At 68.1% G+C, this 20,724-nt stretch carries 18 protein-coding genes; 11 read left to right on the forward strand and 7 right to left on the reverse strand.

Going from position 1 to position 20,724, the window contains the following annotated elements; translation table 11 throughout:
• Positions 1-1,307 precede the first annotated feature (1,307 nt).
• From ACLBX9_RS16340 to ACLBX9_RS16375, 8 genes are all read left to right on the forward strand, one after another.
• Positions 1,308-2,768, forward strand: a complete 1,461-nt coding sequence (locus ACLBX9_RS16340; protein ID WP_447719676.1) for a PAS domain S-box protein — start codon at positions 1,308-1,310, stop codon at positions 2,766-2,768.
• Positions 2,769-2,863: 95 nt separating this feature from the next.
• Positions 2,864-3,037, forward strand: a complete 174-nt coding sequence (locus ACLBX9_RS16345; protein WP_085988021.1) for a CsbD family protein — start codon at positions 2,864-2,866, stop codon at positions 3,035-3,037.
• Positions 3,038-3,103: 66 nt separating this feature from the next.
• On the forward strand, positions 3,104-3,544 hold the full coding sequence (locus ACLBX9_RS16350) for a CsbD family protein (protein ID WP_447719677.1): 441 nt from the start codon (positions 3,104-3,106) through the stop codon (positions 3,542-3,544).
• Positions 3,545-3,604: 60 nt separating this feature from the next.
• Positions 3,605-4,528 (forward strand): PhnA-like protein, encoded by a 924-nt coding sequence (locus ACLBX9_RS16355; RefSeq protein ID WP_447719678.1) that lies wholly within the window; start codon positions 3,605-3,607, stop codon positions 4,526-4,528.
• Positions 4,529-4,629: 101 nt separating this feature from the next.
• Positions 4,630-4,833, forward strand: a complete 204-nt coding sequence (locus tag ACLBX9_RS16360) for a CsbD family protein (RefSeq protein WP_447719679.1) — start codon at positions 4,630-4,632, stop codon at positions 4,831-4,833.
• A gap of 84 nt (positions 4,834-4,917) precedes the next feature.
• Complete coding sequence (locus ACLBX9_RS16365) at positions 4,918-5,301, forward strand: CsbD family protein (RefSeq protein ID WP_447719680.1); 384 nt, start codon at positions 4,918-4,920, stop codon at positions 5,299-5,301.
• Positions 5,302-5,444: 143 nt separating this feature from the next.
• Positions 5,445-6,854 (forward strand): TAXI family TRAP transporter solute-binding subunit, encoded by a 1,410-nt coding sequence (locus tag ACLBX9_RS16370; RefSeq protein WP_447719681.1) that lies wholly within the window; start codon positions 5,445-5,447, stop codon positions 6,852-6,854.
• A gap of 67 nt (positions 6,855-6,921) precedes the next feature.
• Entirely contained in the window at positions 6,922-7,407 is a 486-nt protein-coding gene (locus tag ACLBX9_RS16375) for a YidB family protein (RefSeq protein WP_447719682.1), read from the forward strand.
• Positions 7,408-7,815: 408 nt separating this feature from the next.
• Here the strand turns inward: ACLBX9_RS16375 and ACLBX9_RS16380 are convergent, their stop codons facing one another.
• The 6 genes from ACLBX9_RS16380 to ACLBX9_RS16405 form a co-directional block, all read right to left on the reverse strand.
• On the reverse strand, positions 7,816-8,802 hold the full coding sequence (locus tag ACLBX9_RS16380) for an ABC transporter substrate-binding protein (RefSeq protein WP_447719683.1): 987 nt from the start codon (positions 8,800-8,802) through the stop codon (positions 7,816-7,818).
• 109 nt (positions 8,803-8,911) lie between these two features.
• Entirely contained in the window at positions 8,912-10,177 is a 1,266-nt protein-coding gene (locus ACLBX9_RS16385; protein ID WP_447719684.1) for an adenylate/guanylate cyclase domain-containing protein, read from the reverse strand.
• Positions 10,174-10,569: a response regulator gene (locus tag ACLBX9_RS16390; RefSeq protein WP_447719685.1), complete on the reverse strand. Its 396-nt coding sequence runs from the start codon at positions 10,567-10,569 to the stop codon at positions 10,174-10,176. The genes ACLBX9_RS16385 and ACLBX9_RS16390 overlap by 4 nt, the downstream gene beginning before the upstream one ends.
• On the reverse strand, positions 10,566-12,596 hold the full coding sequence (locus ACLBX9_RS16395; protein WP_447719686.1) for a sensor histidine kinase: 2,031 nt from the start codon (positions 12,594-12,596) through the stop codon (positions 10,566-10,568). Before ACLBX9_RS16395 ends, ACLBX9_RS16390 begins: the two co-directional genes overlap by 4 nt.
• The gene (locus ACLBX9_RS16400; RefSeq protein ID WP_447719687.1) at positions 12,593-13,570 is read right to left on the reverse strand and encodes an ABC transporter substrate-binding protein; all 978 of its coding nucleotides are present in this window, start codon (positions 13,568-13,570) and stop codon (positions 12,593-12,595) included. Before ACLBX9_RS16400 ends, ACLBX9_RS16395 begins: the two co-directional genes overlap by 4 nt.
• A 146-nt stretch (positions 13,571-13,716) precedes the next feature.
• Positions 13,717-15,351 carry a long-chain-fatty-acid--CoA ligase gene (locus ACLBX9_RS16405; RefSeq protein ID WP_447719688.1) on the reverse strand — a complete coding sequence of 545 codons (1,635 nt, stop codon included), beginning with the start codon at positions 15,349-15,351 and terminating at the stop codon, positions 13,717-13,719.
• A gap of 772 nt (positions 15,352-16,123) precedes the next feature.
• On the opposite strand from ACLBX9_RS16405, the gene ACLBX9_RS16410 reads away from it, so the two are divergent.
• Both ACLBX9_RS16410 and ACLBX9_RS16415 read left to right on the forward strand, forming a co-directional pair.
• The gene (locus ACLBX9_RS16410; protein ID WP_447719689.1) at positions 16,124-16,966 is read left to right on the forward strand and encodes a helix-turn-helix domain-containing protein; all 843 of its coding nucleotides are present in this window, start codon (positions 16,124-16,126) and stop codon (positions 16,964-16,966) included.
• Positions 16,959-17,594 carry a hypothetical protein gene (locus ACLBX9_RS16415; RefSeq protein ID WP_447719690.1) on the forward strand — a complete coding sequence of 212 codons (636 nt, stop codon included), beginning with the start codon at positions 16,959-16,961 and terminating at the stop codon, positions 17,592-17,594. Before ACLBX9_RS16410 ends, ACLBX9_RS16415 begins: the two co-directional genes overlap by 8 nt.
• A 328-nt stretch (positions 17,595-17,922) precedes the next feature.
• On the opposite strand, the gene ACLBX9_RS16420 is transcribed toward ACLBX9_RS16415, so the two are convergent.
• Entirely contained in the window at positions 17,923-18,888 is a 966-nt protein-coding gene (locus ACLBX9_RS16420) for a C45 family autoproteolytic acyltransferase/hydolase (RefSeq protein ID WP_447719691.1), read from the reverse strand.
• 321 nt (positions 18,889-19,209) lie between these two features.
• Between ACLBX9_RS16420 and ACLBX9_RS16425 the strand changes: the two genes are divergently transcribed.
• Positions 19,210-20,706: a DUF2252 domain-containing protein gene (locus ACLBX9_RS16425; RefSeq protein WP_447719692.1), complete on the forward strand. Its 1,497-nt coding sequence runs from the start codon at positions 19,210-19,212 to the stop codon at positions 20,704-20,706.
• Positions 20,707-20,724 lie beyond the last annotated feature (18 nt).

Genomic DNA, 20,724 nt, shown 5'->3' on the forward strand with positions numbered 1-20,724 from the left:
CGCGTGCCCGGCCAATGCTCTTCAGCGATGGCGCCGATGATCGCGAAATGACGAAGGACCGTTGTTGCGGTCGCAGCCGATGCAGACGCGCGGATCCCACGGTAGATCGACGCCGAGCGGCTTCACGCTCAGTGCTTTAAGCGTCACGGAGCCCGTGTGCTCGACTGGAGCCTGGGCCATATGCGCCTCGGACGCCGGCGGGTTCGCGGATGCCGTGGGCATCTCGTTCCCGAGGGTTGCGCAGCACGTCGCGAGCAGGACCAAGCTGCACGTCGACCAACCCGCAATCTTGCGCCGAGACGCCATCGGCTTCCTTCCGCAACCGTGGTCGTTTTTGCTCCTACAACCGGCGGGCGTACAGAGGCCCTAAGCAGTCCTCGCTGTTCAGCCCTCTCGTGCGGTTATCCGGCAACACTGATCTCGGAACACGATTTCGGCTTCTGCTCAGCCCGACCGACCCCCGTTCGACCCGATCTCGGCCAGGAGCTCGCGCCCGCCTGCCGTCAGGAACCACAAGGTACGTGTTTAAGACGGCCGTGCGCGGCCTGGAGGCGGTGGAGTGGATAGCCATGGAGATCCGACCGCGAGAGGGTAGGGGACGGGGGACCGGTGCGACCTCAGAGGCAAACAGCTGACTGATTGCCCGGACCTTAGGGGTCCCAAAGCCTCCTCAGCCACGGGTCCGTCGCGACCGGTGCAGGTTCTTGGCACAGCCAACGCGTTGATAATTCGCCTCCATCAGCTTCCGAACGGCAGCCGGGCATTACCCGCGAGGGGAGGGGCAAAGCAGTGGCTGATCCCGTATTTCCGGACCGGCGACGTCGACCAGCACACCAGGCGAGAGCGCACGGCAAGCGGCGCCCGGTCCGCACATTCCGACGGCGCGGCTTCCCGCGACACGCATCTGCGCTTCGCCGTGCTCAGCAGCCGATCCTGCAGACCGGCATGCAGCGATCCGACATCAAATCCTTGGGTGCATGGGGCACAGTCCAACACTACTTCTGAGTAGTGTTGACGCTGGTGCGTTGACGTCCCACGCGTGCGCTCGCCCAGTGACCGCGCCGGGCAGCTTCGGCTCGCCCAGAGAACCGCATGGGTAGCCCGTTCCCATCGACTGAGAAGTCGGAGCCGGACACGCCCGAAGCCCATCGGCGCCCGGGCAGCGACTTGTGGTTGGTCGTTTTCGATGGCGGCGCTGGTGCAGGTATACCAACGAAAATTCTATTTCTCACGGAACTCGCTTGCGCACGATCCGTTTGTGCCGCGCTGCCGAATGAACGGCGGCGGTGCAAAAGGACGAGGCAGGCGTGACGGCGGGCGTCGACAGGCATGAACTTCGGCAGATCATCGCCGGGTTGAGCGAGGGCGTGATCCTGGTCGAGCCCGACCAGACCATCGCCTATGCCAACGAGGCCGCGCTCGCGATGCACGGCGCCGAAAGTCTCGACGAACTCGGTCAGACCGTCGACGCCTATCGGGAACGTTTCGCCCTGCGCTACCGCAACAACGTCACGCCCAACCACTATCCGATCGAGCGCGTCGTGGCGGGCGAACGGTTCCACGACGTCGTGGTCGAGGTCCGCCGCGCCGACAAGCCCGATCAGGACTTCGTGCACTCCCTGCGCAGCCTCGTGGCCACGGATCGCGAGGGCAATCCGAGCTGCCTGGCGCTGATCCTCAAGGACGTCACCGACCAATTCGAGGCCGAGGAGCGCTTCGAGGCGACGTTCAACGCCAACCCCGCGCCGGCGGTGATCACGCGACTCTCCGATCTGCGCCACGTCAAGGTCAACCACGGCTTCCTGGAGATGACCGGACACACGCGCGATGCCGTCATCGGCCGCAGCGTCTACGAGGTCGATGTCCTGGCCGCGGCCCGGAACCGCGACCTCGCCGTCTCGCGCCTCAACGAGGGCGGCACGATCCCGCAGATGGAGGCCTGTCTCGAACTCCCCGATGGCGGCTCACGCTTCGTCATCGTGGCCGGACAGCCCATCGAGATGGGCGACGAGCCCTGCATGCTCTTCACCTTCGCCGACCTGGATCTGCGCCGGAAGGCGGAGACGGCCTTGCGCCAGAGCGAGGAGCGCTTCGCGAAGGCGTTCCGGATGACGCCGGTGCCGACCGTGCTGGCGCGCGCCGAGGATTTCCACGTCACCGGCGTCAACGAGGCGTTCAGCCGGATTTTCGGACTCGGCGAGGATCGGATCGTCGGGCGCAGCCTCACGGAGGCCGGCTTGTGGGTCTCGGATACGCAGCGCCTGCAATTCGAGGCGGCGCTGGAGCGGCACGGCTACGTCTTCGGCGTGGAGGTCTGCCTGCGCCATGACGGGGGCGGAAACCTCGACTGTTTGGTCTCGGCCGAGCGGGTCAGCATCAACGACTCCGACTTCGTCCTGCTGGTGCTGCAGGACATCACCGCCCGCAAGCACACCGAGCGCGAGCTGTTCGACGCCATCGAGGCGGTCATGGCTGACACATCCTGGTTCAGCCGTGGCCTCATCGAGAAGCTGGCCAATCTGCGCCGTCCCGGGCGGGAGCACGCGGACGGTTCGGTGCCGAACCTCACGGTGCGCGAGCGGCAGATCCTGAACCTGATCTGTTCCGGCCTCGACGACGACGCCATCGCGCGCAAGCTCGGCCTGTCGCGCAACACGGTGCGCAATCACGGCGCCGCGCTCTACCGCAAGCTCGGTATCCACAAGCGCAGCGAGGCTGTGGTCTGGGGCCGCGAGAACGGATTTCCGCTCAACCTCACAGACGCATAAAGATCAACGTACCGGTATATATGAACCATTGATAGCGCATGCTCAGCGCACATCTTCCGGTCATTGAGGGTTTTCTCAGAAACGACGAGGCGCCCGTGACCGACGACAAATCTTCAACTTCCGTCGATCGCCGCAAGGGGTCGATCAAGGAAGCCATCGGGAAGCTTACCGGCGATGTCCGGGCGGAGGCCGAGGGCAAGCGCCAGAAACGCGCTTCCGGTCCGTCGCAACCCGCTGAGACCGAGCCCGGCGGCCGCAAGCGCGGCTGACCGAAACCTGCGGCGCCTCGCGGCGCGGCGCCTCACACGTCCCACAACACATCAGAGGAGTACGACATGGTGGACACCGATCGGATCACGGGCGCGGCCCGGGAACTCGGCGGCAAGGTGCAGGGTGCGGTCGGTGACCTGACCGGCTCGAAGCGGGATTCGCTGGAAGGCCGTGCCCGCGAGGCCGCCGGACAGGCCGAGAACCTCTACGGGCGGGCCAAGGACACCGTGCGCGACACCGGCGACAGAATCCGCGACGCCGCGGGCGACGTCATCGGATCTGGCGATATCGAGGACCGATACGTGCGTGCCGAGCGTTCCGTCCGCCGAGCCGCGGATGAAGCCTACGACTACGCCGAGGACGCCTACGAGCGGGGTGGGCACTACCTGCGCCGCGGCACCCGCGAGGTCAGCCATCAGGTTGCCGAGTACCCGCTCGCCTCTCTGCTCATCGCCGGCCTGGCCGGGTTCGGCCTCGGCCTGCTCGTCAGCGCCAACCGCGACTGAGCCGCGGCTGAGCCGCCACAGATCCACGACCACGAACGATTTACCAACCGGAGTGACAGCGTGACCATCCAGACGACGACCACACCCCTGGCGACCGGAACGGCCCAGGCCGACACGCGGGCCGTGCTGCTCAACGAGGTGTCCTGGGGCGCCATCTTCGCCGGCGCCGTCACAGCCCTCGTGACCCAGGTCATCGTCAACCTCGTCGGCGTCGGGGTCGGCCTCGCCTCGGTCGGCATCACCGCCGCCGACAACCCGTCCGCCTCCGCCGTCTCGATGGGCGCGGGTATCTGGTTCGTGGCCTCGGGCATCCTCGCCTCGCTGGCCGGCGGCCTGATCGCCGGACGGCTCTCGGGCAAGCCGCTGCCTGGCGCGGCCGCCCTGCACGGTCTGGTGTCCTGGGCGGTGACCACCCTCGTGGTGCTGTACCTGCTGACGTCTGCCACCAGCGGGCTGGTCGGCGGGACCTTGAGCACCGTCTCCGGCGCCCTGGGCGGGGCCGGCAACCTCGTGGGCGGCACCGTGCAGACGGCGGCCCAGGCGGCGGCGCCGTCGCTCTCGAAGATCTCGAACCCGCTCGACGGCATCGAGCAGAAGGTGCGGGAGCAGGCCGCCGGCCAGGATCCGCAGGCGGCGCGCGACGCGGCCGTAGCGGCCGTGCGCGCCGTGCTCACCGGTGACCCGGCCCAGAAGGAGCAGGCCAAGACCCGCGCCGCCGACGCGCTGGCCAAGGCCCAGGGCATCGCGCCCGACCAAGCCAAGGCGCAGATCGACGACTACCAGAAGCAGTACGAGCAGGCAGTCGCTACTGCCAAGCAGAAGGCCGAGGCCGCGGCCGTGACGGCCAAGTCGGCCGCCACCCAGGGCGCGTTCTATGCCGCGCTCGCGCTGGTCCTGGGCGCCCTGGCCGCCTTCCTCGGCGGCCGCCTCGGCGCTCCGAAGCCCGCGACCCTGCTCGGCGCCTACGAGGCCCGGCGCGCCTGAGCGCCCTCACCGTTCCAACACCCGTTCATCGACCCCCGCCGGGTGGCGGGGGTCACCACCGGCCGGGGCATCCGGTCTCACGCGAAGCAGGAGTGCACACGATGAGCAGCACCACCGACAAGCTCAAGGGTCTGGCCAACGAGGCGGTTGGCAACGTGAAGCAGGCGGCCGGCAAGGCGACCGGCAACGACAAGCTCGTGGCCGAGGGCAAGGCGCAGGAACTGAAGGGCGAGGCGCAGAAGACGGTCGGCGACGTCAAGGACGGCGCCAAAAACCTCGCCGACAAAATCACCGGCAAGCGCTGAAGTGTGCCCGCGGCGTCGATCCACGCGCCGCCGCGGGCGCCGTCTCTTTCCTCTCAACCGAGCATCATCACGCAGGAGATCCATATGAACCGCGACCAGATCCGCGGCGCGTCCCGCCACCTGAAGGGTCGCGCGCAGACCGCGCTGGGCGGCCTGACCGGCGATCCGGCCCGCCAGGTCCGCGGGGCGGTGAATCAAGTGGCCGGTGGCGCGCAGTACGCCTACGGCCGCGCCCGCGGCCGCGCCGAGACCTTCGCCGACGACGGGCGCCATCTCGCTCACGAGGCGCGGACCCGCGCCGACCACCTGATCGACGACGGACGTCACTTGGTCCGCGGCGTCGGGCGTCGCGGCGCGGATTATGGCCGGCGGGCCATGCGTTCGGTCGATGGCAACCGCACGCGCAGCCTGATGGGCCTCGCCGCGTTAGCCTTCGCGACAGGTTGGCTGGTCCGCCGCACCCGCTGAGAGGAGAAACAATCATGCTGCGCAAAATTCTTGCGGCCTACATCGTGCCGAAGCTCATCGCCTATGTCGGCCGCCGCTACGGCCGCGGGCGCGGGCCCGGCCGGCCGTAAGCGCCGCCTCGTCGGCGCTCCGAGATCGCCGCGGTGAAGCCCTTCGCCGGGCTCCTCCTGCGCTGGGAGTTCATCTTCCTGGCGCTCGCCATCCTGCTCGGCGCGGGCGCCGCGGTGGCCTACTGGGCCTCGCGCGCCACGGTGCTCACGGTCGCGGTCGCGCCGCGCGACGGGACCGAGCCCGCCCTGATCCAGGCCTACGCGGATGCCCTGGCCAAGCGCCACAAGGAAATCCGCCTGCGGATCCTGCCCTTCGACGACGTGCGCGACAGTGCCGAGGCCCTGCGCGACGGCCGCGCCGACCTCGCGGTGGTGCGGCCGGACGTGGACTTACCCGACAACGGGCTGACGCTGGCCATCCTCCGTGATCAGGCGATGATCATCGCGGCGCCGGAAGTCTCGGGGATCGATCGGTTTCCCGATCTCGACCGGAAGCGTCTGGCGATTCTGGCGCACCGGGACGCCGACGAGGCGCTGATCCGCGCGCTTCTCGGCCATTACGGTTTGACGCTGGTCACCATCGATCCCGAGGCCCCGCTGGGGCCCCGCCAGGTCGCCCTGGTGGAGATGGCCGAGGCCGACCTCGCCGCCGCCTTCGCCCGCAAGCGCGTCGACGCCGTGATCTCAGTGATCGCGCCGACCGCGCCGACGGCGCAGCGCATCATCGAGACTGTCCAGGCGGCGAGCCGGAACCGGAAGGTGTCGTTCGTCGACATGGAGAACGCCGACGCGTTCGTCGCCCGCATGCCGCGGCTCCAGGCCGTGACCATGCCGGCCGAGACCTTCGGCGGCAGTCCCAAGGTTCCGGAATCCGATGTCCGGACGGTCGGAGCGTCCTACCGGCTGATGGCGCGCGCGAACCTGCCGCGGTCGGGGGCGGCCGACGTAACCCAGCACCTGTTCGAGCTGCGCAGCGGCATGGCGAACGTGACGCCGGCGGCCGACTACGTCGTGGCGCCCGCCTACGACAGCACGGTCGGCGCGACGAGCGCCCGGCTTCCGATCCATCCGGGGGCGGTCGACTATTTCGAGCGCGAGCAGCAGAGCTTCATCGAGCGCTACGAGACCTGGATCTACCTGCTCGCCTTCCTGGGCGGCGGCATCGGCTCGGCCCTGGCGTGGATCGGCCAGCGCCTGTCCCGCCTGCGCCGCGAGCGCGTCGAGGAGGCGACCGACCGCCTGCTGGCGATCCGGCACGAGGCCCAGAACACGGAGGACCGCGACCGGCTGCACGCCCTGGCGCGGGAGATCGACGACCTGGCCGGGGATATCGCCAAGCACGCCCTGGAGCGCCCGACCGAGGCCCGGACCATGTCGGCCGCGTCCATCGCCATCGACGCGTCCCGCTCGACGGTCAAGCGCGCCATCGCGACCGGTCGGCACGACGACGCGTCGTCATCGGCCGAGGCGGTGGCGGCAAAGATCTCCGCGGCGGCGGAGTAATGGAGCGGCGGTCGGTCGACCGCTGCGTCACCTCGGGCCGGAGAGCCCGTTCAGGGAAGGGCATACGATGAGCAAGGGATACCCCTCGATGACCGCGCTGCTGGGTCTGCTGGCCGTGGCCGGTTACCAGAACCGCGACAAGATTGCCGAATGGCTCGGCTCCCACGGCAAGGAGCCCGGCCGCTCTCCCGTGCCGCAGGTCCCGGCAGGCTCTCCGGGTGCCGGTCCGGCAATCCCGGCCAACCTCGAGCGGCTGCTCGGCGGTGCCGGCGGCGCCGGAGTGGGAGGCCTGATCGCGGGCGGTCTCGGCGAGCTGATCGAGCACTTCACGAAGGGCGGCCACGCCGAGACGGCGCAATCCTGGATCGATCACGGGCCGAACCGAGACATGCCCACCACCGACCTGGAGCGCGCCATCGGTCCCGAAACCCTGGCCGTCCTCGAGCAGCGGACCGGCCTGAGCCGCACGGAACTGCTGACGCGGCTCTCGCGCGATCTTCCCTCGGCCATCGACCGCTACTCGCCGGATGGCCGTCTCCCGGCCCTCGGCTGACGTCACCCCCGGTCGCGGCGACGTCGTTCGCCGCGACGCCCCGGTCACAGTACGCGACAGCGCCTCAGCCTTCCACGGGATGAGACGGGCTTACACCGTTCGCCGGGTTGCGCTGCTCTCCCCGCGCCCGCTTCGTCATTCCGGCGTGCCGACGGCAAGCCCGGGAACCGGAACCGCTGACGGTTCACAGCTTTGGCGCCTAGCGGCTCTGGATCCCGGGTTCCGCTGCGCGGCCCCGGGAAGACTGGGCGGGGGTCGAAGGATCAGCGTTCCCCGACCGAGATGCATGACATCCCCACGACGGCACGCGGGTGGCCTGAATTGTGGTCGTTGCTGAGGGGCGTGGCCTGAAACCGTTGCTGTGATGCCTTCCTCACGCCACGCCGATCTCCGCCTCCACGGTGCGCGCTAATCGACCAGCTCGTCAGCCTTGGCCAGCAGCGAGGGCGAGATCGTGAGCTTCAGTGCGGCGGCCGTGTGCAGGTTGATCACGGTGAGGAAGCGGTCGCTGGCCTGAACGGGCAGATTGCCGGCCGCGGCGCCCCGCAGGATCCGGTCGAGATAGCCGGCCGCCCGCTGGACGTCCTGCACGACGCTGGTCGTATAGGCGGCGAGCCCGCCCATGCGCACCTGCGCCGCGTAGGCGTAGACCGCCGGCAGCTGACAGGAAGCCGCCAGGGCGATGATCTGGGCGCCGTAGACGCCCGTGACGGCGTCGGGCAGCACGATCAGCCCCCCATGGGGCTCCCGCGCGAAGGCCGTCACAGCCTGCTCGATCTCGGCGGCGTCGTGCACGCCCGCAATTTGCGCGACCAGGCCCAGCTCGGGGGCGATCCGGGCGAGTTCGACCGCGTAGCCCGCCAGGCGCGCGGGATAGTCCGGATTGATCAGGGCCAGCGCCCGGGTGACACTCGGGCTGAGTTCCTTCAGGAGCTGCAGCCACTTCCCGACCAGCGTGAAGTCGAAGTTTGTCACGCCGGTGAGGTTGCCGCCCGGGTGTGCCAGGCTGGAGACGAAGCCGGCACCCACCGGATCCTGCAGCATCATGAACACGATCGGCGTGGTTTTCGTCGCCTGCTGGAGCGCGGTGGCGCCGACGACGCCTTGTGCCAGGACGACGTCCGGCTTTCCCGCGAGGATGGCGTCCGTCCCGCGGCGCATCCGGTCCGCGTCGCCGTCGCCGAAGCGCAGGTCGACCGCGAGGTTCTCGCCCCAGATCCAGCCGGTCCGGCGCAGGCTCTCCTTCAAGGTTTCGACGATGACCGGCGTGTCGGGGTGCGTCGCGCCGTAGACCAGCAGGATTCCGAGCCGACGCTGCCCGCCGGCCTGCGCCCGGCCGGCGGCAGGCCACGCGGCGGCGCCGCCCAGGCCGGCGATGACGTCGCGCCGCCTCATGCCTTCGTCTCCTGCCCGCAAGACGGCCGGGGCCCCCGCCCGGGATCGCCAACCGAGGTTCCCATCTTTCGATCATCGAGGCCTGCGGGTCGAGGCGGTCGAGCCGGTCTCAGCGGACTTCGATTCGCGTCCCGCTCGATCCGTTGAGGAGGCGCTTCAGGTGGAAGGCCGCGACGCCGTCGTCGGGACGCAGGCCCACGAGGCCGGCGAAGGCCGGAAGGGCACCGGCTTCGCCCGCTTCGAGCCGGTTGAAGGCCTCTCGGTAGCGGCCCAGCGCGTCGTCGTCGTAAGAGGCCTCGGCCAGCGGCTCGAACGCGCGCAGCGCCTCCTGCTTGCCGCGCAGGAGGAGATCGCCGAGGGGACGGCCGCGGAATTCTCCCGCACGGATCACCACGCTCTCGCTCACGCAGATGCGGGTGCCGAAGGCCTTGTTGGCGTTCTCCAGGCGGGCCGCGGTGTTGATGGTGTCGCCGTAGGCCGTGTAGTCGAAGTAGCGGCCGCCGCCGAAATTCCCCACGATCGCCGGCCCGGCATGGACGCCGATCCGAGTGGCGCCGATCTCGATCCCGCGCTCGCGCCACCGCGCCCGAAAGGCCTCGGCGGTCTGATCCAGGGCCAGGGCGCAGGCCACGGCCCGGGCGGCATGGTCCGGCTGGTCACCCGGCGCCCCGAACAGGACGTGGATGGCGTCGCCGACGATCTTGGCGACCGTGCCCTCGTGGAGGAAGACCAGGTCGGTCATCTCGGCGAAATAGCCGTTCAGGATCTCGGCCAGGAGTGCCGGATCGAGACTCTCGACCAAGCTGGTGAAGCCCGCGATGTCGGTGAAAAGGGAGGCCACGTCGCGCCGGTGGCCGCCGAGTTCGAGGCCCGACGCGTCGCCGGCCAGCTGCTCGGCGAGGTTCGGCGAGAAGTAGCGCGCGAGGGATGCGTGCGCGCGCTCCGCGAGCGTCTGCCGCCGCCGCCCCTCGCGCAGCGCCTCCACGTGCCGGAGGGTCCGCTCGATGGTGGTCTCCAGATCGGCGAAGTCGATGGGCTTCGTCAGGAAGTCGAAGGCGCCGCGGTTCATCGCCGTGCGGATATTGGCCATGTCGCCGTAGGCCGAGACGATGATGGTCGAGGGCCTGTCCGCAAGGTCCTGGAGCTTGGCGAGCAGCGTCAGCCCATCCATGCGCGGCATGTTGATGTCGGACACCACCAGATCGACGTCACGATGCTCGGCGAGGCGCTCCAGCGCCTCGTGCCCGTCATGCGCGAAGACGAACGTCACGAGGTTCTGGCGGATCTGACGGCGGAACTTCTGTGTGATGAGGGCTTCGAGGTCGGGCTCATCATCGACCACCAGGATCTTGGCACTCGGCAGTCCGGGGATCATGCGGACTTCGCGATCGTTGCCAGCCGCCGGTCGATCTCGGCCTTGAGCAGGGCGAAGTCGATGGGCTTGGTGATCAGGTTGGCCGCCCCGGCGGCCCGGACCTTCTCGCGCGTCTCGGCGTCGCCGTAGGCCGTGATCATGATGACCGGCACATCGGGCCGGGCGGCGCGGACGAGCGGGAGTTCCAACCCGGTCATGCCCGGCATGTTGATGTCCGAGAACATCAGGATGAGGCTCGCGCCGTCCGAGGCATTGACGCAGGCGAGCGCCTCCGGCGCCGAGTGGGCGAAGGCCATCTCGAAGCGGCCGGCACGCAGCTCGCGGCGGAACTGCTGTCGGAACAGGTCGGTCACGTCGGGTTCGTCGTCGACGACGAGGATCAGCACGGTCATGGCGGGCTCCCGGACTCGGTCGGGGTGCCCTGCTCCGGCTCGAGTACCTTGGCGCCCCGACGCGGCAGCGTCATCGTGAATTCGGTGAACGCGTTCGGCTCGGTGGTGACGTCGATCGTCCCGCCGTGCTGCTTCACCAGGATGTCGTGGCTCAGGGAGAGGCCGAGACCCGTGCCTTCGCCGGCCGGCTTGGTGGTGAAGAACGGGTCGAACATCCTGGCCTTGACGCCCTCGGGGATGCCGGTCCCGTTGTCGCGCACGCGGATCTCGACGCTGTCGCCGCGGTCCAGCGTGGCGACCGACAGGGTCGGCGCGTAGCCCGGCTCGGCGCCGGCAACCCGCTTCTCGGTCGCGTAGAACCCGTTCGACATCAGGTTCAGAAGCACCCGCGTGACCTCCTGCGGATAGATGTCGGCGATCCCGGCGGCGGGATCATAGTCGCGGACCAGGGTCACGTTGAAGCCGGGCTTGGCCGCCCGGGCCCCGTGATAGGCCAGGTTGAGGCTCTCCTCGACCAGGGCATTGATCTCGACGGGCCTGTGTTCCCCCGATCCGGTTCGCGAGTGCAGCAGCATGTTCTTGACGATCGAGTCGGCGCGCTTCCCGTGCTGGACCACCTTGTCGAGGTTGCTCTTCAGGAGGCCGGCCAGCTCGTCGACCTCCTCGCGGGTCCCAGGGTCGAGCGCTGTGGGCTTGAGCACGTCCTGCAGCTCGTCCACCAGCTCGCTCGAGAGGGACGCGAAGTTATTCACGAAGTTCAGGGGGTTCTTGATCTCGTGGGCGATGCCCGCGGTGAGCTGGCCGAGCGAGGCGAGCTTCTCGGATTGGACGAGGCGGCTCTGCGCTCTCTGGAGATCGTCGAGCGATCTGTTGAGGTCGCGGGTGCGCTCCTCGACCTTCGCTTCCAGGGTCTCGTAAGATTCCTGCACCCGGCTGGCCATGAGGTTGAACCGGCGCGCCAGGGTCTCGATCTCGTCACCGGTCCGGATCTCGATCCGCTCCGACAGGTCGCCGGCGCCGAAGCGCTCCGCGCCGTCCTGCAACTGGCGGATCGGCACGACCATGCGCCGCGCCAGGAAGGTGCCGGCAATCGCCGCCATGAGCACGCCGAGGCCCATCAGGGAGACGGTCTGGATGATGGAGTCGATCAGCGGCTCCATCGCCTCCCGCAGCGACAGCTGCACGAAGACGATCCAGTCGACCCGCGGGATAGTGGCGTGCGCGGCCAGTATCAGCCCGCCGTCGATCCCCCGGGTGATCCCGTAATCCTGATTCCGGGCACTGCCCGGCAGGGCGGCGGCGACCTCGGGGAGGCTGGACAGGTCAGTGTCGCGCAGGACCAAGCTGAGATCGGGATGGGCGATCAGCCGACCGGTCGCCGTGGTCACGAAGGCGTAGCCGTCCGCGCCGTTCCGGATCGCACTGACCACGTCCCAGATCAGTTTCAGGTTGACCTCCGCGACGGTCACGCCCGGATCCCGCCCGGCATGCGCCACCGAGACGGTCATGTACGGCTCCGAGCCGCGCCGGAAATAGACCGGGCCGAACCACGTCTTGTCCTTGATCGCCTCGGTGAAGCGCGGCGCCGTCGCGAAATCCTTGCCGCTCGCGACCACATCGGGCTCGAGCCGCGACACGCGCAGCTGTTCCTTGCCCTGCGGATCGATATAGGCGACCTCGGTGATCGCCGGGGCCTGGCGCAGGAGCCGGATGAAATCGTAGCGCTGCTGCTCCGGCGAGACGCGGCGCCATTCGGCCCGCGTGGTCCAGCCGATCTGGTTCTCGATCTCGGAGAGGAACGCCTCGACGCGCTCGGCGGCGGCCCGCGCCTTCTCACGCTGCACCTCGATGGCGTTCCGGCGCGCCTCCTCGAAATTGAGGGTGAGGTCGACGGCGCCGTTGATGAGCAGGACGAGGGTCACCAGCCCGACGAAGGCCACGGCGAACTTCCCCGACAGCCGCAGTCGCAGCCATCGCGACGTCCTGTTCGCCTCCGGAGGCGCGGCCAAAGTGCGGGCCGCGGTCATTCCACGACCTCGTCCGCCTGCGCGAGGAGCGCCGACGTGATCGCGATGCCCAGGCTCCGCGCGGTCTTGAGATTGACGATGAAGTCGAACTTGGTCGGCGCCTGCACGGGCAGGGTCGCGGGATTGTCGCCGCGGACGATCCGATCGACGTATCCGCCCGCGCGGCGGACCGCCTCGGCCGGATCGGGGCCGTACGACATCAGGCCGCCGCGATGGGCAAAACGCCGGATGGCAAAGACCGTCGGGATCCGGTGGCTTGCGGTGAGCGCGACGATCCGGTCGCCGTTGGCCTCGCTGAAGGTGCCTGGCGCCACGATGAGCCCCGCATCGTTCAGGCTGGCCAGATCCCTGACGACCGGATCGATGGCGGCGGCGGTGTCGACCGTGACGATCGCGGAGCGAACCCCGAGGGCGGTCGCGGCGCCGGTGAAGGACGCCGCGTAGAAATTGGCGCCCGGTCCGCCGCTGCTCGGGTTCGCCAGGAGGGTGACGTGCCGGATCGACGGCACGGCCTCCTTGAGGGCCGCCAGCCACTTCCCGCCCAGGGGCGGCTCGTAGAGGGTGAACCCGGTGATGTTGCCGCCCGGGCGCTGCAGGCTCGCCACGACGCCGAAGCCGACAGGGTCGGACGCGCCCACGAACACGACGGGGATCTCGCGCGTCAGCTCCGAAACGGCCGCGAGCTGGGCGCTGAGATAGGTCAGGATCGCCCGCGGCTTCGCGGCGACGAGTTCCGCCGCGAGGGCACGCGTGCGTGCGCGATCGGCCTCGCCCCAGCGGTCGTCGATTCGCAGATCGGCCTGCCCGTGCTCGCGCAGCGCAGAGCGAAATGCCGCCGCGAGGGCCTGCCCCTCGGCGTCCGCCGCGGCGAAGGGCCAGAGCGCCGCGACATGGCTCGGCGCCTGGGCGTGCGCGGCCATAGGCCGGGCCGCGAGCATCCAGGGCAGCCCAGCGATTACGGTGCGACGCCTCATCCGTTCCGAGCCCGTCCCGCCGCGATCGGCCCTGGCTGCGCGGTGCGGCGCGGCCACTCGGCTCGACCGGGCGCGTTCTGCGACGAGCTTACCGCAGGCTCGGCCTTTCCACCACGCCGAGCCTGGGCGGCGGTTATGGCGGGGTGTCAGCTCGATCCCGCGGCCGGCCACCGGTAGTCGCGGAACTGCTCCCGCAACGCCGTCTTCTGGATCTTGCCCGTCGCCGTGTGGGGGATCTCCTGCACGACGACGATGTCGTCGGGCAGCCACCATTTGGCGATGCGCGGACGCATGTAGTCGAGGAGATCGGCCTTGTCCGGCGTCCGGCCATCCTTCGGCACGATGACGAGCAGCGGGCGCTCATCCCACTTGGCGTGCGCGATGCCGATCACCGCCGCCTCCGCCACATCGGGATGCCCGACCGCGAGATTTTCAAGCTCGATCGAGGAAATCCATTCGCCGCCCGACTTGATCACGTCCTTGGCCCGGTCGGTGACCGTCATGTAGCCGTTCGAATCGATGGTGGCGATGTCGCCGGTGTCGAAGAAGCCGCTCTCGTCGAGGATCGGGTTCGCGTCGCGGAAGTAGGCATTGGCCACCGCTGGGCCGGCCACCTTGAGGCGACCGAATGTCGTGCCATCCCACGGCACATCCCGGCCCGCATCGTCGGTGAGGCGGAACTCCACGCCGAAGGGCGGGAAGCCCTGCTTCACCTTGAGGTCGATGCGTTCCGAGCCCTCCAGATCCGAGACTTCGGGCTTCAATGCGCAGTATGAGCCGATCGGGCTCATCTCTGTCATCCCCCAGGCATGAACCACCGTGACGCCGTAGTCGCGCTCGAAGCGCTCGATCATGGCGCGCGGGCAGGCTGAGCCGCCGATAAGCACGCGCCGCAGGCGGGTCAGTTTCGCCCCCGTGGCGTCGAGGTGCTGGAGCAGTCCCAGCCAGACGGTCGGCACCGCCGCCGTCATGGTGACGCCGGTCTCCTCCAAGAGTGCATGCAGCGATGCGCCGTCGAGACGGGGACCGGGCAGCACCAGCCCGGCACCCGCCATCGGGGCCAGGAAGGCCAGCGACCAGCTGTTGGCGTGAAACAGCGGCACGACCGGCATCGCGACGTCGCTGCTCTTGAGCCCCAGATAATCCGCGCCGTTGTTCACCAGGGCGTGGAGCACGTTCGAGCGGTGCGAGTAGAGCACGCCCTTCGGATTGCCGGTCGTGCCCGACGTGTAGCAGAGGCCCGCGGCAGCATTCTCGTCGAGGCGTGCCCAGGTGAAGTCCGCATCCGCCTCGGCGATCCACTCCTCGTACGGCACGGCGTTGCGCAGGGGCGTCGCGGGCATATGCGCGGCGTCGGTCAGGATGACGAAGCGCTCGATGCTCGGCAGGGCCGGCGCCATCCGCTCGATCAGTGGCAGGAAGGTGAGGTCGAGGAGGAGTATCCGATCTTCCGCGTGGTTGATGATGTAGGTGATCTGCTGTTCGCTCAGGCGCGGATTGACCGTGTGGTAGATCGCGCCGATGCCGGTGATCCCGTACCACGCCTCCAGGTGGCGCCACGTGTTCCAGGCCAGCGTCGCGACCCTGTCACCCGGCCGGATGCCGTCGCGGTCCAGCCGCTTCGCGAGTTGCCGCGCCCGGGCGTGGATCTGCGCGTAGGTCGTGCGATGCATCGGCCCCTCGACGGAGCGGGAGATCACCGCCCGGTTCGGGTGCTGGACCCGGGCATAGTCGATGATGCGGTGGATGAGCAGCGGCCAGTCCTGCATCAGGCCGATCATGGCGCATTCCTCAAGTGATCAATTCTGCTGGCGACCGGTCTTCATGCCGGTTCGGCTCGGGCGCTACGCCCGTCAATGTCGAGCTTAGGCCATTTTCATGCGGCGGGGAGGGGGCGTTCGCGGGCGATGGTGTCGCCGAGCCGCGACCCTCGCCGTGAGAGGCCTCGAAAACGCCGAGTGATGGTCTGACGAACGCGCGGACCTACATCGCGAGATGAGTACGCCGTGCCGGCCCGGATCGGCAGCCGCCGTGTCTAAACGGCACAGGCAATGAAAAACCCGCCGAGTCAGAGACTGAGCGGGCCATGTCCGGTGGCTGGGGGACCTGGATTCGAACCAGGACTAGAGGAGTCAGAGTCCAGCCTGCCGCATTGTGAATGCTCAGCTTTTTCTCCGACCGTGGGAAAAGGCGCTAGTGAAGTATCAAAGGGTTACGAGTAGAAATCCGACCGCGAAACCACCTCCGAAGCGGTCTGGAAAGACGAACGCCGTCCCGGGGGTCGGAGCCCGGAACGGCGCGCATAAGGTTGGCACGGGAGAACCAGCCAGAAGAGAGCATAGGCACAGCCGGCGCCAAGCGGCAACGCGCGACCTCGCGCCCATCGTTGCCCGCGTCTTGGTTGAACATCCGCCAGCGATGATGAGCACCAGCGGCACCGTGCTGTGGGTCCAGTGCACATGGCCAGGGTGCTCGGTAGAGGAAGCTCTGCGGGCCATCGAGTTCGCCGACGAGCTGCATGCCTTTGACTGCATGACGCGCGGGATCTGATCCATGGCAGCCGTCACGCTCCTGCAGAAATGGCAGCTATTGCAGGCGATCCTCGTCGACGCTGAGTTGCCGGCGACGGCGAAGCTGGTAGCCGCACGGCTGCTCTACCATCACAGCTCGCAGACCGGCCGCTGCTCGCCCTCGTATCAAACCGTCGCCGATGGCATCGCGCTACAACGCAGGGCCGTAATTAGGGCTGTGCAGGATTTAGAGGCTCGCGGTTGGCTGATTGTAAGCCGTGTTAAGGGTGGAGATCCGGCGGCGGCTCAGGGGTTCGTGACCAACGGATTTCAGATCAATTTCGACCGTTTGGACGAGTCACTCCTGGTGCACGGCGAGACACTCCCCCCCGGTGCACCGGAAGACACTCCCCCCGGTGTCTCACCAGAAACTCCCCCCAGTGTCCCGCAAGGCACCCCTGGAGTGTCTGGCGAGGCACTCCCCCCAGTGTCCGGTGAGACACCCAACTCAGGGAAAAATACAGGGAAAGGAAACAGGGAAGAGTCTCCCCCTACCCCCTCAGCCTTCGACGTGTGGTGGGAGGCGTACCCCCGGCGCGATGGAAAGATCGCCGCCCGGAAAGCCTTCGATCGAGCGCTGAAGAAGCGGGCTGCAACGGTCGAGGAGTTGATCGCCGGAGCTCGCCGCTACGCCGCGGCCCGGGCTGGCCAGGATCCGAAGTTCACGAAGGTCCCGACGACCTGGCTCAACGGCGGCCATTGGGCCGACGAGCCGGCAATGCCAAGCGGATACCAGCCAGGCCGCACTCCTCCACCAGCAAACGACCGGCCAAGCGCCACAGCCTACCTCATGGCGCGCCGAGCTCGGAGATTGGGCCATGGGTGACCGCAAGCGCCAGACCAGCGATATCGTGCCTTTGGAAAGGCGCGCCATAGATCGTTCGAGCCTGCCGGACCTGCTGAAGGTCGAGCGTGTACTGCGTCAGAACGGGTTGGCAATCGCCCGCACGTACATGCCCTGTTTAAGGGCTACGCCGGCAGATGCTTCGCCAGAGATGCGAGCCTTGTGCGACCAGGCTTGCCGCGAAGCACTCACCGACATGCTCGCTGGCGCCGCGTCTGTACCAACTTTGCGAGAGACCATCGAGGCGGTGGACGACGCACTTGCCGCCGAGCCCGATGAGGGTGTGATCGAGGCTTGCTTGGCTGCCCTAATTGATACCCGGGTGAAGCTGCCTCACAATCTATCGGTCTACCTCGAAGCACTGATCTACGACCTCAAGGACGAGGGCTTTCCGCCTGCCGTTGTGGCCGCTGCCTGCCAGCGGATCCGTCGTGATAGCGTGTTCCTACCGGAGATCAGCGAAGTCCTGGCCACCTGCCGTGAGACGCTGGCGCGCTACCGCGATCGGCAGCGCCATGTCGTCAAGGCTCTTGAGATCCGGCGGGAGGCCGAGCGCTGGCTGGCCGATCTGACGAGCGCGGAGGCCAGCGATGGCGGAGCAGACCGGTGAGGCTTCCGTGATCGACGCACCGTGGCAGCCAATGGAAACCGCGCCGCGAGATCGACGCAGCGACATACGCGCTGAGCGTTGGATCGCCGGCCACGAGAGCCTGGGCACTTGTTGCTGAAGGTCGGAAGGTCCGCTTACCGGCTGTTTGAGCGGCGCTGAATGACCGAACCTGGCCGAAAGCAGCAAGTCTGCTTCCGGGCAGAACGGCTGACGAAGCGGACTAACGGCCTTGCACGTGAAGCTCGCCGCCTGGATCGAGGAGAAGCCGCGATCCGTTTCAATGCGACTACCTGCAAGAAGCGAGCAACTACGTACGCCTCACCCGCGGTCACCGCTCGAGATCGCCATAGTCGTGCTTGTACGCCCCAGGCACGAAACACTCGAATGTCTGGCTCCAACGCTGCCCGGGCCAGAGATAATCGACGCGCTTTTCTGCAGGTCGGTACACGGCTGTGTAGGCTGTGGTGAACGCGGCTTTCCGCGAGTACAGCGGCGGCTCGAAGAAGAGTGCCGTCAGCCCCGTTAACGTGCTGGAAGGATCACCCAGAGCATCGTCAAGCACGCTCTGGCGTAGGAACGACCCTGACGCAGGTGACGCCCGCTCTTGATGGTTCGTGCATGTCCTCAGCCGCGTCACAGTGGGCTCACGCCGGGGTCCGAGGAAGAGCGTGGCATGCTCGCCCGTCCAGTCGAGTAGCGTGACGTTGTGGAGTTGGGTGACCGGGATGCGGCACAAGGCGGCGACGGCCTCGCCGACCGACCCGCACGTCTCCAGCACGTAGCGAAGCATCAGGATGATGGCGAAGCCCAGCCCGCGCCTGGCCATACCGCCGAGCGTACAGCTGGCGACCAGTCCATCGTCGTTCATCCCATCCAGGCAGCCGCCCCAGGGTCGTTGCGCCATCGCGATCACGCGCCGCTGGGACCACGCGGTGAGTTCGATGCGCCCGGTGATGATGGGGAGGGGATAATCGTAGTTGCGAACCAGAGCTGGGCCATCGTCGCCCAGCCACACGGCTTGGCTGCAACCCTGGGGGTGAGGTGCTGGGCGATAGTGGCTGAGCATGCGGTGAGCCAGGTCGTCGTCTCCGACCAGCCCGCACACGTGATCGTACTGCGGAACAAGTTCCGGCATGTGGCGCAGCAGGGCGGCACGGCACTCGGAAGCCGATGGGCGTTCGGCGTTCCCATCTCCGAGATACCATCGCTCGGCTTCGTCCCGCCCCGCCCGGAAGCGTTCGAGCCATGTTGTGCCGGGGCGGTCCTCTCGTTGGGCGGTGAACGTCTTCTCCATGGCGATACACCTGCTTACGAGGGAACCTGAGCTGACGCGCACATACGGCGACTATGTAAGCGCTCCAGGTTTGTGGTGAGAGGTCGACCGATAAGCTGATCTCCCTCGGGCGATAGTCTTAGTGGCTGCGGTCGAGAATGATCGCTTCGACACCAAATCGGCTACCTCGAACGGTCGCGCGAGGAGGCTTGGAGCAGGCAGTGGGCCTTGTCACGGCCGGATCGCCGCTCGGCCGGGGTGTGCGGTTAAGTCCACGTTGAGCCGAAGGGTTTATTCCCTGGTCGAACCGTTGGTGTGGTCTGAGGCGGTCGGACGAGGTCGATGGAACGGTCAGCGCATCCCACGGATACCTCGGCGGCGGTCGATGAGCATGAGGCGGTGATCGAAGCTGCCGAAGAGGCGGTCCTCGAACCCCTGGCGGACTTCCCACACATCGACCTGCGCTCGGGCGTGGAACCGTGGGAGAAGCGCCGCGCCAGCGGTAAGATCCTGCGCTTGGAACTGCCGCACTCAACTCATGCCGCGTTTGATCTCGCCCGCGACCGTCCCGACCCGGTCGCGCTCATCGAGGCGGCCCACCAGGGGCGGCAGTCGCACCTGATCCCGCTGCGGGTCGCCCGCATGGCATCCTCGCCGTTCGCCTTCCTGCGTGGGGCCGCACAGGTCATGGCCTGGGATCTCGCACAGGGACCGCGCGGCGCCATCGACGTGGTGATGAACGGCGATGCCCATATCTCGAACTTCGGCCTGTTTGGCTCACCCCAGGGCGAGGTGGTGCTCGACCTCAACGACTTCGACGAGGTTACGGTCGGGCCGTGGGAGTGGGACCTGAAGCGCCTGTGCGCGAGCATCGAGGTCGCCGCGCGGGATGCCGATGTCCCGCTGGCCGAACGGCGCCAGGCCGCGCTGAGCGCGGTGGCGGGTTATCAGCACACGATGGACGACCTCGCCCCGCGCGGTTCGCTCGACGTCTGGCAGCGCGCGGCGCGCGCCGAGGACCTCGCGTTCGCCGGCATCGAGATCGACGCGCGTTCGCGAGCCGTGGTGCGCAAGGCCGTCGAGAAGGCGCGGCGGAAGAACAACACCAGCTTGCTCGATCGGGTGGGCGAGCGGCGCACGGACGGCGGCTGGCGCTTCCGCGAGGAATCGCCGATCCTCGTCCGCGTCGACGAGGCCACGCGCGAGGCCGTTACCACCGGCCTGGAGCGTTACGCCGAGACGCTGCCGCGCGAGCGGCGGTTCATGCTCAGCCGCTATCACGTGGTCGACGTCGCGCACCGCGTCGTCGGCGTCGGCAGCGTCGGCACCCGCGCCTACGTCGCGCTGTTGTGCGGCAACTCGGATCAGGACGCGCTCTTCCTCCAGGTCAAGGAAGCCGTGCGACCGGCCCACGCGCCGTACGTGCGTGGCATGCCCAAGCCCTATGCCGATCACGAGGGCGAGCGCGTGATCTACGGCCAGCGCCTGCTACAGGCGGTAGGCGATCCGTTGCTGGGCTGGACGAAGATCGAGGGTCGGCCGTTCTACGTGCGGCAGATGAAGAACATGAAGGGCGAGATCCCGGTCGCGCGCATGACGGGCCGGTCGCTGTTGTACTTCTCGCACGCCTACGGCGCGCTGCTGGCCAAGGCCCACGCGCGGACCGGGGATGCGGCGGCGATCGCAGGCTATTTCGGTCATGACGGCCGCGCCGACCTGCGGGTGGCCCTGGCCGATTGGGCGATGGCCTACGGTGATCGGAACGAGGCGGACTATAAGGCGTTCCGGACGGCCATCGCCGCGGGCAAGCTCCGGGCGGCCGACGATCCGCATCTTTGATCCGGTGGATGCGCCGAC

It is taken from the genome of Methylobacterium sp. A49B (assembly GCF_053346215.1).